14 protein-coding genes are annotated in these 14,652 nt (G+C 28.7%); 8 read left to right on the forward strand and 6 right to left on the reverse strand.

All coding sequences use genetic code 11. The features are described 5' to 3' along the window. Nucleotides 1-533 precede the first annotated feature (533 nt). Nucleotides 534-2,171, reverse strand: a complete 1,638-nt coding sequence (locus tag Q0977_RS01655) for a hypothetical protein (RefSeq protein WP_299510037.1) — start codon at nt 2,169-2,171, stop codon at nt 534-536. Nucleotides 2,172-2,364: 193 nt separating this feature from the next. Here Q0977_RS01655 and Q0977_RS01660 point away from each other — a divergent pair, with 193 nt between their 5' ends. From Q0977_RS01660 to Q0977_RS01685, 6 genes are all read left to right on the forward strand, one after another. After that, a complete protein-coding gene (locus Q0977_RS01660; protein WP_299510039.1) occupies nt 2,365-3,345 on the forward strand; it encodes a ParM/StbA family protein in 981 nt (326 codons plus the stop codon). Beyond that, nucleotides 3,338-3,619 (forward strand): hypothetical protein, encoded by a 282-nt coding sequence (locus Q0977_RS01665; RefSeq protein ID WP_124217086.1) that lies wholly within the window; start codon nt 3,338-3,340, stop codon nt 3,617-3,619. The genes Q0977_RS01660 and Q0977_RS01665 overlap by 8 nt, the downstream gene beginning before the upstream one ends. A gap of 857 nt (nt 3,620-4,476) precedes the next feature. After that, nucleotides 4,477-5,142 carry a MutH/Sau3AI family endonuclease gene (locus Q0977_RS01670; RefSeq protein ID WP_299510043.1) on the forward strand — a complete coding sequence of 222 codons (666 nt, stop codon included), beginning with the start codon at nt 4,477-4,479 and terminating at the stop codon, nt 5,140-5,142. A gap of 77 nt (nt 5,143-5,219) precedes the next feature. Continuing rightward, on the forward strand, nt 5,220-5,759 hold the full coding sequence (locus tag Q0977_RS01675; RefSeq protein ID WP_299510045.1) for a hypothetical protein: 540 nt from the start codon (nt 5,220-5,222) through the stop codon (nt 5,757-5,759). A gap of 19 nt (nt 5,760-5,778) precedes the next feature. Beyond that, nucleotides 5,779-6,570, forward strand: coding sequence for a site-specific DNA-methyltransferase (locus Q0977_RS01680; protein ID WP_299510047.1), 792 nt, complete (start codon nt 5,779-5,781; stop codon nt 6,568-6,570). Between the two features lie 62 nt (nt 6,571-6,632). Next, complete coding sequence (locus Q0977_RS01685) at nt 6,633-7,190, forward strand: hypothetical protein (RefSeq protein WP_299510049.1); 558 nt, start codon at nt 6,633-6,635, stop codon at nt 7,188-7,190. 56 nt (nt 7,191-7,246) lie between these two features. On the opposite strand, the gene Q0977_RS01690 is transcribed toward Q0977_RS01685, so the two are convergent. Continuing rightward, nucleotides 7,247-8,173, reverse strand: a complete 927-nt coding sequence (locus tag Q0977_RS01690; RefSeq protein WP_299510051.1) for a Dam family site-specific DNA-(adenine-N6)-methyltransferase — start codon at nt 8,171-8,173, stop codon at nt 7,247-7,249. Between the two features lie 129 nt (nt 8,174-8,302). On the opposite strand from Q0977_RS01690, the gene Q0977_RS01695 reads away from it, so the two are divergent. After that, the gene (locus Q0977_RS01695) at nt 8,303-8,533 is read left to right on the forward strand and encodes a helix-turn-helix domain-containing protein (protein ID WP_299510053.1); all 231 of its coding nucleotides are present in this window, start codon (nt 8,303-8,305) and stop codon (nt 8,531-8,533) included. A 251-nt stretch (nt 8,534-8,784) separates the two neighbouring features. Here the strand turns inward: Q0977_RS01695 and Q0977_RS01700 are convergent, their stop codons facing one another. Further along, entirely contained in the window at nt 8,785-9,690 is a 906-nt protein-coding gene (locus Q0977_RS01700; RefSeq protein ID WP_299510055.1) for a type II restriction endonuclease, read from the reverse strand. 238 nt (nt 9,691-9,928) lie between these two features. Here Q0977_RS01700 and Q0977_RS01705 point away from each other — a divergent pair, with 238 nt between their 5' ends. Then, nucleotides 9,929-10,549 (forward strand): type II restriction enzyme, encoded by a 621-nt coding sequence (locus Q0977_RS01705; protein WP_299510057.1) that lies wholly within the window; start codon nt 9,929-9,931, stop codon nt 10,547-10,549. 152 nt (nt 10,550-10,701) lie between these two features. On the opposite strand, the gene Q0977_RS01710 is transcribed toward Q0977_RS01705, so the two are convergent. The 3 genes from Q0977_RS01710 to Q0977_RS01720 form a co-directional block, all read right to left on the reverse strand. After that, nucleotides 10,702-11,208 (reverse strand): hypothetical protein, encoded by a 507-nt coding sequence (locus Q0977_RS01710; RefSeq protein ID WP_124217078.1) that lies wholly within the window; start codon nt 11,206-11,208, stop codon nt 10,702-10,704. A gap of 397 nt (nt 11,209-11,605) precedes the next feature. Next, complete coding sequence (locus Q0977_RS01715; protein WP_124217077.1) at nt 11,606-12,106, reverse strand: DUF7004 family protein; 501 nt, start codon at nt 12,104-12,106, stop codon at nt 11,606-11,608. 552 nt (nt 12,107-12,658) lie between these two features. Beyond that, nucleotides 12,659-14,509 carry an ATP-binding protein gene (locus tag Q0977_RS01720; protein ID WP_124217076.1) on the reverse strand — a complete coding sequence of 617 codons (1,851 nt, stop codon included), beginning with the start codon at nt 14,507-14,509 and terminating at the stop codon, nt 12,659-12,661. Nucleotides 14,510-14,652 lie beyond the last annotated feature (143 nt).

The raw sequence follows: 14,652 nt of genomic DNA on the forward strand, positions 1-14,652 counted from the left end.
TATTCGGACACGTCCTCTCGTTTGTTCTATCATAAATAATTTAACTAGAGTGTGTCCATACATCTATACTACAATCAATTAATTGATAAGTGATGTTGTTTCAGTATCAAAGTAAGTTTTCAATCATCACAAATAAAAACTTTAGCCAAATGTAACTAAATAATTAATCCAAGCCTTAAGCCAAGGCTTAAACCAGGGCTTAATTATTTAATTGCATTTTTCTTTATATATCATATGAAAGAGCAATTTATCATTAACATTATCCATCACCTAATAGTTAAAAATTAATTTAAATGAATGTTTTTTATTATTTTTAACTCTTGAAAATTGGATAAACTTAACCTAATCATCCTTGTCTTTTTTTGATAATAAGCAAATAATGAGTCAATATTCACCAAATTAATTAGGAGAATATTTCACCAATCAATTAAACAACAATAAGCTTAAAGTTAACATCTACTACCTTATATATAAGAAAAGAAAAATGTTAACTTTACTAGTCGTGTATATAGGGGCAAGTCTGCTGGCAATTATTAACTTAAAACGAAGCATCGAGTTTCTACTTTAATATTATTCATTTTTAAAAATAGATTAATCTTTTTGATTTCCCTTGAAAGTTGATGCTTATCAATTCCAATCTTCTCGCAAACAGCTTTTTTAGAAATTGTAGGTATTTTATTTTGCTGACATTCTTCCAAACAACTAATCAGTCTATCAGATACCAATTCTTTTTTTGCTTTTTGAAATCTGATTTTTGGAACTTTACATTCTTCAAATTGTATTTTAGGTAGTTGTGTCCTCACTAGTTTTATGGCATCTTTGTTTGTCGTGTAAATATAATAAGTGGCCGTCATACCTGGTGAGCGAGCAATTCGGCGCATTGATTGATAATAATCGCATGCAATAAGTGATATTCGCATTTTTTCAATATTATCTTCTTCGAAAGCTTTAATTTTTTTAAAATTTCCTATGCCTTGAGAATTATAAAAAGCATATCTCAATAAATAATCAACATAGCTATAGTTAGGAGTTTTCATCAGAACGGCTACATTATAATTTTTGTAATTATTTTTCCCTATCAAATTTCCAAAATAATCAACTTCATAGTCTTTTATTAAATCTCTACTATCCCAGACTCGTAATTGGTTAGTATCGTCAATTACAGGTTTTAATTTTTTTGAATTATTCTTAGCAGTAATAAAAAGTATTTTATCACTAGATTTTATTTCTAAGGTATCAAAAATAATCTGATGTATTCTTTTTTTATCACTACGATAATCAACATCTCCTGTCTTTAATTCAAAAAGCTTTATAAGACTTGTTGAATAATTAAATGCCTTTTTCTGAGGATGAACATTAAAAATATCCGATATTGTATAACGATAGTCAATCTCGGCACTGGCATCTAAAATAATATTACATTCTAGTAAAATGAAATTAAAATTACTATTATATGTATCGATGTTTCTATCTATAATAAAACTTGGATTTTTTAGAATAAACTTTAATTTTTCAAGCATTTCCTTATCTTCATTCGACTTCTTTTTCTTTAATATATCTATCGCCCCTATATACTCACTTATTTCTTCTTCTGTATAATTCAACTCTAGTTTATTAACTATTCTTTTATCTCTGCTATCAATTTTTTCTAAGCAAACGATGATTTTTTTTGCAATATCCTTTAATATCTCATTTTGTTCAAATCTTGCTAATAAAGCTGCATGGCCCAAGTCAGCAAAGCTAAATGTCACTTTATTAAATACATCAGGATGTTCATCAATAATTAAAATCTCTCTATCTTTTATTAAATCTTGATGATAACCTAAACAAATTTGCAGATACATTTTATGAGAAATGCATAATACCTGTGATTTTTCTGCTTCTACCATTTTGGCTTTTTTTCCTGATTCGACAGTTGTAAATTTACAAGCTCTATTCTTATCATTTGCTAACTTATTTATAGTATCCACTGTATTTTCAATTCCACTATCTTTAACGAATCGTTGTACATATAATGCTCTATAAGGTGTGCTAGCTAATAACTCTTGGACTTTTTTACTTTTTCCTGCCCCAGCTTCGTACGAATAAACATCAAAATGCTTATTATCCCATGATTGCGTATTCGTCATCTTTTCTACCAATTCTTTAAAGTCAATAGAACTACTTAACATTATTCAATCACTTCTTTTATTATATTTATATACTTTATTATACACCCCATAAGTATTATAAATAATACTATTATTACCTTAAACTAGTACGATTTATATGAATATTATTACGTCTACTGCATATTATATAAATATAGATTCTTTCAATATTATTGTTGAAATTATCTAAGTAAAATAATAGAGGAGTGATATTATGGCAAATAGTTTATTAATTGCAGTTGATAGCGGAAAATATGCTACTAAAGCTAGATATAAAGGTGGTGATTTTGAAAATAGTAAGAAGATGTACTTTCGTACAAAGGTTCAAGAAATAGATAAAGGTTTATCTTACAATATTAAAGGTGTTGATATAATAGAGTATAATAACAAAACATATATTATAGGCGATAGTGTATCTGAGAAAAGAGCTAATTATGATGTATCAAAAGACACGACAGAACATCTTGTATGTATTTACTTAGCAATATCAAAAGCAATAGAAAAATTACAAATTACAGCAAACTTAATAAGAATAAATCTAGCGGTTAACGTCCCTATTAACATCTATCAGAATGTGGATTTGAAAGAACAGTATGCAAATCATATTAATAACAATAAAATTATTCATATTAAGCATAATGGAAAGCAATTACATCTTCTTATTGATAATTTAATATTATTACCAGAAGGAATGGCCGATATCTATACAAATCTTAGTAAATATCGTACAACTAAAAACTTAGTATTAGATATTGGAGGACTGAATACAACTTATTGTGTTTATAAAGGTATTGTGCCTCAGATAGATACAATGATTTTGGCTAATACAGGTGGTAACATTATACGCAGCAAAATCGCTAGCGCTCTCTCAAAGCAATATGGGATTGTCATTGCAGCTGATGATGTAGAGCAAATCATTAAAGATTCTTTTCTATCAAAAAATGGAGTTGTTATGGAAGACAGTCATGATTTAATTCTTAAAGTATTAACAGAACATGTTAATGAAATTATTAATTTCGCGAAATCTCATGATATTTCCTTTTACAATACCAATGTTATTATTTGCGGTGGTGGTTCGCAATTGCTTAAAAAGGTTTTGCTTTCTAAAATACCTAATGCGAATATTGTAGAGGATGGAGCTTTCTCGAACGTTAATAGTTTTTTTACAATTTTAGATGTGAAAATCAATGGGTAATCGCAGAATTTCCATAAGTATTAGAACAGACTTTAATGATGTATATACATACTTGCAATCACTTGATAACGTTAGTCTATACGTTTGTAAGCTTATTAGGGGTGATATTCAACAAAAAAAGAGGACATCAACAGATGATGAATCTTTAAAACGCCTTGTTGATTCACTTATTGATAATAAGCTCGCCAATCTTAACCTTGACAATTTGCCAACAAGCAGTAATGTCAAAGAAATCACTGAGGATGATAAAGATTTAATCAGTTCAATATTTTAAATACATACATAAGGCTATTCATAGTAGAATAGCTTTTTTCTTTTATAAACCCATAGTTGATATGAAACTGAAGTGACTTACTAACCTCTTCAATAATGGATATTTGATAATTGCCAAAAATTGATTTACCCCTAAGAATTTTATATATTAATAGAATTATTTTTATAAATCCATATGTTAATTACAGATAAAATCATGCTTAATTTTTTTGTGATTAAAATAAAAATTCAACTTTTTTAATGTATATATAGGTTTATGTTTCGGAATTGTTTCCTCTAGGAAACTTTTGATTAATTATTATAGTGTGACATTTTATTTTAATCTATAGCATTACAATTATTTTTTTGCTATTTAATCAATTTATATAAAATACATTTACCACAATATGTTTTATCTTGTATATGAAATGTCTTTAAGCTTTATTTTTTAATTAATTTACATAATGATAGATTATATTAAATAGATTATATTTTAATATGGCATTACGGTAACTAAAGACTATAAATTATCATCTTTCATGCCATATTTTTATAAAGAAAATCATTATATAGGTTATTTTATTAGCATTTACAATTAATATTTCAAATTATCGACCACAAATAATATTGAAATATTTGAAATAAATTCTTCTCTCGTCTATATGTAAAAACAGCTTATATATGTACCCTGTCTATATTAAACTAAATAATTCCAATTCAAAATTCAAAAGCGGTAATATTCGTGCCATAGCAACTTATTCAATTTGATTAAATATGTTCAGCTACCAATAGATACAATTTAATAACTACAATGCTTACTTTCACCTTTTATTATACAATACAGTTAGTAAGGTAAAAATATACTAAGGGTGATTATTAATGAAATTAATGGATGCTTTAGAAATTTTAGAGAATGGTAAAATTGAGAATATCCCTTTCAAAGAACTATTTTTAAATGTTCCAATAGACAAATTAAACAAAGGAAAAGTCGGACAACTTCTTGAAATATATTTAGGCCTTGCTAATACTCCAAACGCTCTAGATTTTGAAGATGGCGAGCTTAAAACTAATAAAGCTAAGTTAAACGGTGAACCCCTTGAAACTATGTTCATTTCACAAATTGCTTCGCAAGTTGATAATATGTTTTCTGGTATGACATTTGAACAATCATGGGTATTCAATAAGATTAAGCGAATGATATATCTACCAGTAGTTAAACTTTCGAAAAAACCTGAAGAATGGTATTTTAAACCACCAATTTATTTTGAAACAAGTCCTGACGACAATTTTTTTGCTCAACTTCAAGATGACTATAATAATATAGTTTTTCAAATGAAGAACTCTATAGAAAAAGGTGATGGTTACTTACATACTTCTAATGGAAAATATATTCAAATACGAACTAAAGACTCCAAACCTTATCATCCTATCTATTCAAATCATTACAAAAAATACATTTCAAATAAAAATTTTGCTTTTTATTTCAAAAAAGAATTCATGACTGATTTATTAAAAAATTCAACAAAATATCCTAATATAATCTAAAAAATTTTTTAGGGTTACTTTGCATAAAAGGCAACTCTCCAAGAATTGCCTTTTAATATAGGAGATGAAGTTTTATTATGCCTTTTTCTTATTCTATGAACGAAGCGGATAATATTGCCCAGCTAGCTTATAAAGATATTGAAAAGTATTTGAAACATTTTGATGTAACAGATGAAGTAATAGATGTTCAAAACGACAAAAGATTTCAATCTTTAGATATCGATTTACTTTGGAAGAGAACGGTAAATGGAAACAAGGAAACGATTAAAATAGAAATAAAAGGTGATAGATGGCATAGAACAGGAAATTACTTTTTTGAAACAATTAGTAATAACAATAAAAACACTCCTGGTTGTTTTATGTATACAGAGGCAGATTATATATTTTACTATTTTCTTGAAATAAAAGAATTACATATACTGCCAATGCCTACAACAAGAAATTGGTTTGTTTTGCACCAAGATGATTTTGAAGAAAAAGCTACATCAACACCTGGAGCAAATGGTCAAATAGCATATAAAACCATTGGTAAACTTGTTCCCAAAAAAACTTTACATGATAATAAAAAGCTTCCATTTCAAATTAAAGTAGTAAAATTAAATAACTGTTTAAAGTAAATTAAAAGTGAGGAATTTTATGAACATCAAATATCCTAATCCTTATTACACATCAATAGACCAAGACTATTCCCTAATTCTTGGGGATAGTTTAGAAATATTAAGTTCTCTTCCAGACGAATCTATTGATGTAGTTTTTGCTGACCCACCGTATTTTCTTTCGAACGATGGAATTACATGTTCAGGAGGAAAAATGGTGTCGGTAAATAAAGGTTCTTGGGACAAGAAAAACTCGTTTGAAGACATTTATCAATTTAACTTGGCATGGTTAATAGAGGCAAGACGAATATTAAAGCCAAACGGAACACTATGGGTATCTGGTACACTTCATAACATATATACTGTAGGATTTATCTTGCAGAAACTAAATTATAAGATTCTAAATAATATCACATGGCAAAAGACTAACCCTCCCCCTAATTTAGCCTGTAGAACTTTTACACATTCCACAGAGACAATTATTTGGGCAAAAAAGTCTGAGAAAGCTAAGCATTATTTCAACTATGACTTAATGAAGAGTTGGAATAGTGGGAAACAGATGAAGGACGTATGGACCACTTCGATTACTAAAAAGTCTGAAAAATCATTTGGTAAACATCCCACTCAAAAGCCACTTGAATTATTAGAACGTATAATCTTATCTTCAACACACGAAGGTGATGTTGTTTTAGACCCTTTTAATGGAAGTGGCACTACAGGTGTTGCTTGCTATGAATATAATCGGAATTACATTGGAATTGATATTAATTCTACTTACTTAGATATCACGATTGATAGAATAAGTCATACTACCAAAAAGTTTCTAATTTAAAGAGAAGAGTAATAACATTATCTGAATTATATTATAAAAGATAATATTTGGAGGTTATTGATATGAGTAGAATAATGTATGTAAGTCCTGGAAAAGAAAATTTCAAAAGAAACTCCCAATCTTTCCAGTCAATATTAGATATTCATATAAATCAAAAATATATTTTAGCAATTTTTCCAGGGAGTTTATCCATAAATGATTATTTAATAAAATACCGTGAAGTTATTAACGGAAAAAAGACTCGTCTAAGAACTCCTAAACATATCCATTGGGTAACAGATTTACTAATAAAAAAAGAATGTAATCCTAAATTAACTGATAAACTGATTTATGCCTTATTAAAATCTTGGAATAACTCTTCTTCTATTTCTAATCTTAATAAGAACTCTATTGTTAACATACTAAAATCCTCCAAAGTGATTTCCAACATGGGCCACTATTCCGTATTAAGTAAATACGGATTTTACGATATAGAGTTTCTCATTATACTTGCAGAGCTTTTAGCAGTACAGGAAAAAACAAATAATTCTAATGCATATATGTTCAGGCATGTTTTAGAAAAATCTTTAACAAATGATTTATTTAGTATAATTTCAACAGCAACACATAATGGTAGATAACTTTTTTTATTCATTTAAAAACACCCCTTTCCAAATAGAAAAGGGTGTTTATTAATTTATTCGTTTACAACTAGTATCTCCGTAACTGCTCCACGCTTTGATGCCTTTGAGTTAATTGCTCTTGCAGCTTCTATATCTTCATAAATTTTAAATCCATTATACAATTCTTCAAAAAATGTATCATCTGGATTAGTATTTTTAGGATTTGAGTTACTAAGCATCATAGCTGCACCCTTATCACTCATACTATGGTACCACTTTGCTAAACGACACTGTTCCTCATCATCAAAATTCCCCTTAGAATAACTATTAAAGCTTGATGTCACATTTAAAGGTCTATATGGAGGGTCCAAGTATACAAACGTATCTTTCGTCACAAAATCAGATAGTTGTTCAAAATCTATATTGGTTAGTTTTACATTTTTTAAAACTTCACTAACATCACGAAGATTTTTAGCATCTACTATTTGTGGATTTTTATATTTTCCAGCTGGAACATTAAAACCACCCTTTTTATTTTCACGATAAAGTCCATTAAAACATGTTCTATTCAAAAATAGAAAACATACACTAGCTTCTATTCTAGTATTATCGATAATATTTTCTCCATAGCTGTCATATTCTATTTTATTCTTAATATTATTAAATTTATCACGCATTTCATAATAATAACTTTCTCTTTCTTCAGGAGATTTCTCCAAATAATTCGCTTGCACTCTTTCTAGTTTATCAATCAATACTTCCACGTTTTGTTGAATAATATAATAGGTTGAAATCAATATATTATTCACATCATTTAATATTACTTCTTCAAATTGATATTTTTTTATTAAATCAAAAAATACAGCACCACCACCAACGAATCCTTCAATGTATTTCTTAATTTCTCCATTCTGTAACCGTTTAGGATACTTATCTACGTAAACAGGTAATAGTTTTCTTTTTCCTCCTGCCCACTTTACAAATGGTTGCGCTGAATTCATTCTTATCTTTTCCTCCTGAATTTTATTATAATTCTTATATTTATAATAGCACACTTTCACTGTGAGTGAAAGTTTAAGTTTTATTTATATGTTATAATTTGCTTAAATATATACCGAAGGAGAAGTAATATGTCAGCTGATATTATCTTTGAAAAAGAGTATTACAAAATCGGTCAAGTTATTAAAAATATTCGGATATCAAATCAATTGTCGCAAGAAGACTTTAGTAATTCTATAGGAATTAGCTTGAGCCATTTATCCAAACTAGAAGCTCCAAGTTCATGTCAAAAAGTTTCATTAGATGTCTTATTATGCATTTCTAAAAAATATAATATACCTATGAAAAAGTTTTTTGATTAGTAAATATAATTACAAAAAAGGAACATTTAACTTAATGAAAATTTATATTTGCTTTTTAAAATAGTCAGACTTATTCCACATTGCAGCTTTAATCTAAAGATATCTCTTTAATGCCTCAAATTTAATCGATTGCTGCTAAACTAAAAAAGGAACTTCTCATCATCGAGGAGTTCCTTTAATTTGAGGCAATTTCTATTTTCTAAATGGTCCATTCTTTTCTCTTCAAAACTAAGCTAAATTAAATGCACTACTTAATTAAACAACTCAAACAGATAATTTTCACTTAACATATTTAAATTAAATACATAACTAATATGTCCAAATGCTTCTTCAAGAGGTAAATGAGCAGTGTGCCATCCTTGTCCATCTGTAACCCAAACAAAAGTAACATCATCTGCTGAGTTTGAAACAAATTCATTCAGTGTGGTAAATTCTCCTGCTACCGCTTTTAGCTTACTACCTCCCCCACCATAGTAATTTGTTTCTATCAACCATAAACGGTTTGTATTAGGGTCAAACACTGCATCATCAAATCTACGTTCTGACTTATCGACTGGAACGTGAATCCCCCAATTACTTAATATCCATTTAGCTGTAGCTTGTGGATGGTGTTCAAGTGAGAGTTTATTTGCAACTTTTGCAACATTTCTTTCAAGTATCCCTTCCATTGTTGTCCCACTACGATTCTTACGACCGTTACTATCAAGACCAGCTTCTACGCCGTAAACATAATCAACTAAAGAACGATTAGCTTCATTTTCTAAGAAATTCAGTAACCCTGATTGCTCTGCAAAATCAACATACGACTTAATGTTATTTATATCAATATCTTTGAAATCGAGTTGATAAAACGACATACTATCATTTTCATCTATTGATAAAACATCTAGAATTTTATCCCTGCTAGCAATTAGACTCGGCAAAGCTTTGATTAAGTCAGGTTGTTTTGTGAATAAATTAAGAGTTTCTTGATAGATATTTTCTTTACCTATTAAATAGTTTAACGTGTTTAATTCTAACTCATATTTTTTTGTTTCACGATTCACTTTTTCCCAATTCACATAATACTCGGGAGTACGATTGGTTACAGATAAAGTATCCATAAAATAAGCCAACCGTTTATCAGGTGATAAGTTTGCATATTCTTCAAATTTCATATGTAAAATCCCTCCATTTATGTATTCCTATTAGAAGTTTCTGGTTTTATTTTAACAGATAGATAACTATGTCTGTTCAATAAAATCTTTTAGCTTTTTACCTTATGACTATTTTAAACCCTTCGGTCAACCTATAAAATTGCAACTATTTTTAAAACATATAAAAGTATTTCATCACATATTATATTATCAAATCGAAAATATAGATAAAGGAAGTGCCAATAATGAGTAACAATTCTTGAAAAAAATCTTTGAGGATTTGAACTTAGACCAACATGATTTTGAAACTTCACCTTACTATTTAAGTGCTGAACAAATAAAAGTCGCTTGCCAAGACTTTACGAAAGTGGCGGAAAAAGAAGTAAGAATTTTATGCAAACAAGATACACGTGAAAGTAGACCCGATGTTTTTAAGGAGAAAAACCTTTTTCTATTACCCGTAAAAAACGGTAATTATGCTATTATCCGAGATGAAGGGTATATAGATATACCAGAAATAGATACGGATGCAATTCTTTTTAAATCAAAACTTTCATTTAAACCTATTACAAGCACTATCGGGAATTCCGAGATGCAGCATGTTGATTATGCATTTGCAGCTGGACTTATAGAGAAATTTGTTAATGATAATTCTTTAATATTAACAATAAGGGGAAGAAAATATACACCAAAGTTCGAATTTTCTGTCGGCAAAAATCACATAGAAGTAGAAAGTGTTCAAACAGAGGTAGATGCTGGATACGAAGGAAGTAATAAAATTGTTTTAATAGAAGTTAAAAACTCTTCAACTAGAAATACAATTATTCGTCAACTTTACTCCTTTTCACATTATAATAAAAACCACCCTAAGCCACTGTAAAGCATTAGGTTGGTTCAACAAAAATAAATTAGTGACTACTACCACTCAGATAGTAATAGTTGTAAAGTGAGAAATTGTTACTAGCAGTCTTCATTTTAATTATTAAATTCCTATAAAAACTTGAATTACCACATTTACACGTATCTGCTGTACTAATAAGTATTCTTTCCTACATCTTTACATGCAGCCAAAAATTCATCATTAAAGTTGAGCTTAAAATTATGTTCTTCGCCATTTAAAACTTTACCTTGAATACTTACATTAAATAATGAAGATAAAATAAAAACATTACCTGTTGGCTCACTGATTTCCAGTTGCAATAATGAAAGTCCAGATAATATATCTTCAATCTCTTCTATCCCCATATTAGTTTGCTTAGATATGTTTTCTAGAGTACAATGAAGCGTACTTTGATAAACATATCTTGGATTGAAAATTAATTTAAATAGTATTTCGTTGAACAATCTAATTTCTGATACTTTCATTTTACTAAAATAGATTTGGAATTTTTCTTTATCGTCATAGTCTTTTAACCTATTTTGAATATATTTATCTAAACAGTCAAAAAAGATTCCCTTTTCTCTTTTATAGGGAATTAGCTTTCTTGGTTCTATTATAGTAATGTCCTCTATTAATTGGTGCAAAAAATTATATTTCATTGATTCTACATTCCTTCTTAATAATGTATTTGATATTCATTTTTCTTATCATGCCTTATAATAGTATCGTATTTTTAATAAAAATGCATTATTTATATTGAATTTTGAAATCAAAGAAAATGAAGAATGAATTGGACATACTACCATTAAAAGCTTTCCCTACAATGTAAATTACTGGTTATTAATATCACTTTTTCTAATAATACTTGAAGTTTTTTAGGAGGTTAATATCTCTTACTCTTTTTCAGATTTTTTCGTTGTTAGTATTCTCCATACATTTTCATCTTTTTATTAACATCTATTTTTTTCAAGCTTAAAACTCATCTTTCATTTAATATACATAAAAACAGTCTATTTATCGTTAATACAAGCATCACCGATAAATAGACCTGGAATTTTATCTTCTTAAACCACGTTCATCACATAAATTAGCAATTTCTCTCCATGGTCGCCCAATAGAAAAATTACACGCTTGTTCAACCGAATAACCCTCATAGAATAACTGATAAACAGCTAAACCTTTAATACGTTTACCAACTTTAGTTTCAACCCCATTTGCAAGCATGCGGTTTTGCTCGGCTAACATCACCAAATACAATGTACCGAATAACTTTTGGATTTCAAGATTATTAAAGTAATTATTTTCTAGATTAGTAGCTATTTCAGGTATTACATTATTCAATATTCTTTCTTCTACTTCTCTACCTGTTAAATTGTAAAGATTTAAAAACTCATTGTACACTTTATCCATTCCACAAGTTTGACCTAATTTATGAAGACTACCTAAATAATCTCTATCATAGGGTGCTCTTCCATTTATATAAATGCACCATTCATCAAAATTACCTTTATCACGTGATAATTCAGTTCCATCTTCGTATCTTTTTACTAATACCATAATTTATATATATATTAAACTAAATACCTATATTATTGTCAAAAAAAACATTTAATATATTAGATAAATAATATACTTCATTATGTATATATCAGTTATAGTAGATTGATAAATTAAGCATTCTATTGATAAACATACTTAAAATTTTCATTTTAATAAAAAAGCACACTGTTTAACTATTTGAACAATATTTAAATTCGTAAATGAATACGTTTTGACTAGGTAATTGACTACGTTCATTTTATATTTATCGAAACTACATGCAATTAAAAAAGTGCCAAAATCCTTATCTATAAAGGATTTTGACACTCATTGAAATCATCTATTTTCGTATTATGGAGACGGTGGGAATCGAACTCGCGTCCAGAAACTCCAATACTCAAACTTCTACGCGTGTAGTTTGCCTATTTGCAATTCGCGAGTCCTTATGCCGACTCTTACTGCTATAAGGGATTGGAGACTTTTCCCTACTCTTCATTTATCATTTTTTTCATTAGGGAGTATTACATATTTACGAACTTGGTTCAAAGACCTTAATAATCATATCATATTTTAAGAGGTTTCAACTAGATTTCCATTTACACATTGACTAATAAATGCAAACCACTTTCCTTCTATATCATCTTCGGTGTCCATTTCTTTAATCTGTTCATAAGTTAATTTCTGTGCTACATGATTATTAAGTTTTTTCTTCACATTACTTTCAGAATATCTTGTTAGACTTGCAATCAAATTAGGTACATCATCATCTGGACCAAATGTAAATCCATCTTCCAATGAATAAAATTCTTTAATTACATCTGGATGAATATAATTTTCTATTTCTCTTTTACTAGTTAGAAATGCAACGGAACCATCGTTTCTTTCTCTAACTTTTCTACACCATTTCTCATATTTAGGTTCTTCACCTTCTTTTACTACATCTCTATCGTAAATATGAATTTCTGGTATATTTAATTGTTTTAAATATTGATTTTCAACCCAACCTCTTAATGTATCCCCACCACAAGGAATTATTATTACTTCATCTGTATTAGTTAAATCTACAATATTAGGATTTCTACTTGCAATTATTTGGCTAAATATTTTTAAAATACTAAAGTCATTCGGTCCTTCAACAAAAACTGCTACCTTTACTCTACTACCAATAGGCGATGGATATACCCCTAATGTTTCAGCCACTTTTTCAAGAACTGTTTCGTCATTTTTAGATGACATTACTACTTTTCCATCATCTATATTCAATATCAATCTTAATGAATCTATAGGTAATAAACTAGCAAAGGCTGGAACATGTGTAGTAAGAATCACTTGTGTATTATCTTTTTTGCTTAATTCCAATAAAGCATCAGCTAACATGACTTGATTAGCAGGATGCTGGGCTGTTTCTGGTTCTTCTATAGCATAAATAATGTCCCTAGAATTAGTTATATCTTTTTTTTCCGCCGCAGCCCTAAAAAAGTTCAATAAAATTAACCTTCTAACTCCACTACCTCTCTTATTAACAGGTATCCCATTATCCCCCTCTAGCGTCAATTTAAATAAATTTTGCCACTTTGGTTGTTCTGAAATATATGGTGTTAATTCGTTCGCCAATGTTGGGTCCATTTCTTTTAATTTTTCTAATGTTTGTTTTGCTACACTCATTGCCTTATCTTGAACTAACTTTTCAATATCATCTAGCTTATCTCTTACTTCTTCTAGTGCTTCTCTTATAGCAACCTTCATTGGGTCTTGAACTTCAGAATCCCCATCGCTACTTGGTCTATCAGATTGGAATAAAGTGAATATAGGTAACATAGGTTCAATTTTTTCCCATACTGTACCACTGCTTCCTCTATGTAAAACGATTTTATGCGGTTCCAATTTGTTAGTATCAACTGTACTAAATATATCTTTACGCATTAAATGATTAGTTCTTAAATCTGTTGGTCCATTTTCAATATTCAAAGTCTTTACTTTACGCTGTAACTCTTGTTGTGTAAGTTGAATAAGAAATTTTCCGTTTTCTATTGCATCTGTAGGATATAATGCTTTCAAATAAATATCTGGTTTTATATTTTTCTTAGAACAGTCATATACTTTGTGAATCTCTAAATAACCATCTTCATTTAATAAAAATTCTTCTCTAAATGTTGTAGGTGCTGTATCGTCTAAAATAATTTCTTCATCAAATCCTGAAAAAACACATCCTATTAAGACGTTACGATTTTCCGATGTAACACAATAATCTTTACTATCAATTTTAACTGTACTGTTATTAAAGAATATCTCCAGTGCCTCTAAAATAGTTGATTTTCCTACATCATTTTTTCCAATAATAGTTGTTAAACTATTAAAGTCAATTTCTACAAGGTCTTGATACGAACGAAAATTATGAATGATAACTTTTTCTAATTTCATGCATTCACCCCTTATATTTTATATACAAATATTACCATGAAATATTTTGGAATGAAAGTATTATTTTGTGCGCAAAAAGGTTTCCAAACCACTGTGTAAATTGTGCATCCACTAGTAAAGGATACAGCTATCCCCGTCCCCCC

The organism is uncultured Rummeliibacillus sp. (assembly GCF_934216135.1).
Taxonomy (GTDB): domain Bacteria; phylum Bacillota; class Bacilli; order Bacillales_A; family Planococcaceae; genus Rummeliibacillus.

Coding starts and splice junctions, on each gene's coding strand:
- Q0977_RS01655 (WP_299510037.1), bottom strand. CDS start 2,171: ATGTTAAGTAGTTCTATTGACTTTAAAGAATTGGTAGAAAAGATGACG.
- Q0977_RS01680 (WP_299510047.1), top strand. CDS start 5,779: ATGAACATCAAATATCCTAATCCTTATTACACATCAATAGACCAAGAC.
- Q0977_RS01690 (WP_299510051.1), bottom strand. CDS start 8,173: ATGAATTCAGCGCAACCATTTGTAAAGTGGGCAGGAGGAAAAAGAAAA.
- Q0977_RS01660 (WP_299510039.1), top strand. CDS start 2,365: ATGGCAAATAGTTTATTAATTGCAGTTGATAGCGGAAAATATGCTACT.
- Q0977_RS01710 (WP_124217078.1), bottom strand. CDS start 11,208: ATGAAATATAATTTTTTGCACCAATTAATAGAGGACATTACTATAATA.
- Q0977_RS01685 (WP_299510049.1), top strand. CDS start 6,633: ATGAGTAGAATAATGTATGTAAGTCCTGGAAAAGAAAATTTCAAAAGA.
- Q0977_RS01670 (WP_299510043.1), top strand. CDS start 4,477: ATGAAATTAATGGATGCTTTAGAAATTTTAGAGAATGGTAAAATTGAG.
- Q0977_RS01675 (WP_299510045.1), top strand. CDS start 5,220: ATGCCTTTTTCTTATTCTATGAACGAAGCGGATAATATTGCCCAGCTA.
- Q0977_RS01700 (WP_299510055.1), bottom strand. CDS start 9,690: ATGAAATTTGAAGAATATGCAAACTTATCACCTGATAAACGGTTGGCT.
- Q0977_RS01715 (WP_124217077.1), bottom strand. CDS start 12,106: ATGGTATTAGTAAAAAGATACGAAGATGGAACTGAATTATCACGTGAT.
- Q0977_RS01665 (WP_124217086.1), top strand. CDS start 3,338: ATGGGTAATCGCAGAATTTCCATAAGTATTAGAACAGACTTTAATGAT.
- Q0977_RS01720 (WP_124217076.1), bottom strand. CDS start 14,509: ATGAAATTAGAAAAAGTTATCATTCATAATTTTCGTTCGTATCAAGAC.
- Q0977_RS01695 (WP_299510053.1), top strand. CDS start 8,303: ATGTCAGCTGATATTATCTTTGAAAAAGAGTATTACAAAATCGGTCAA.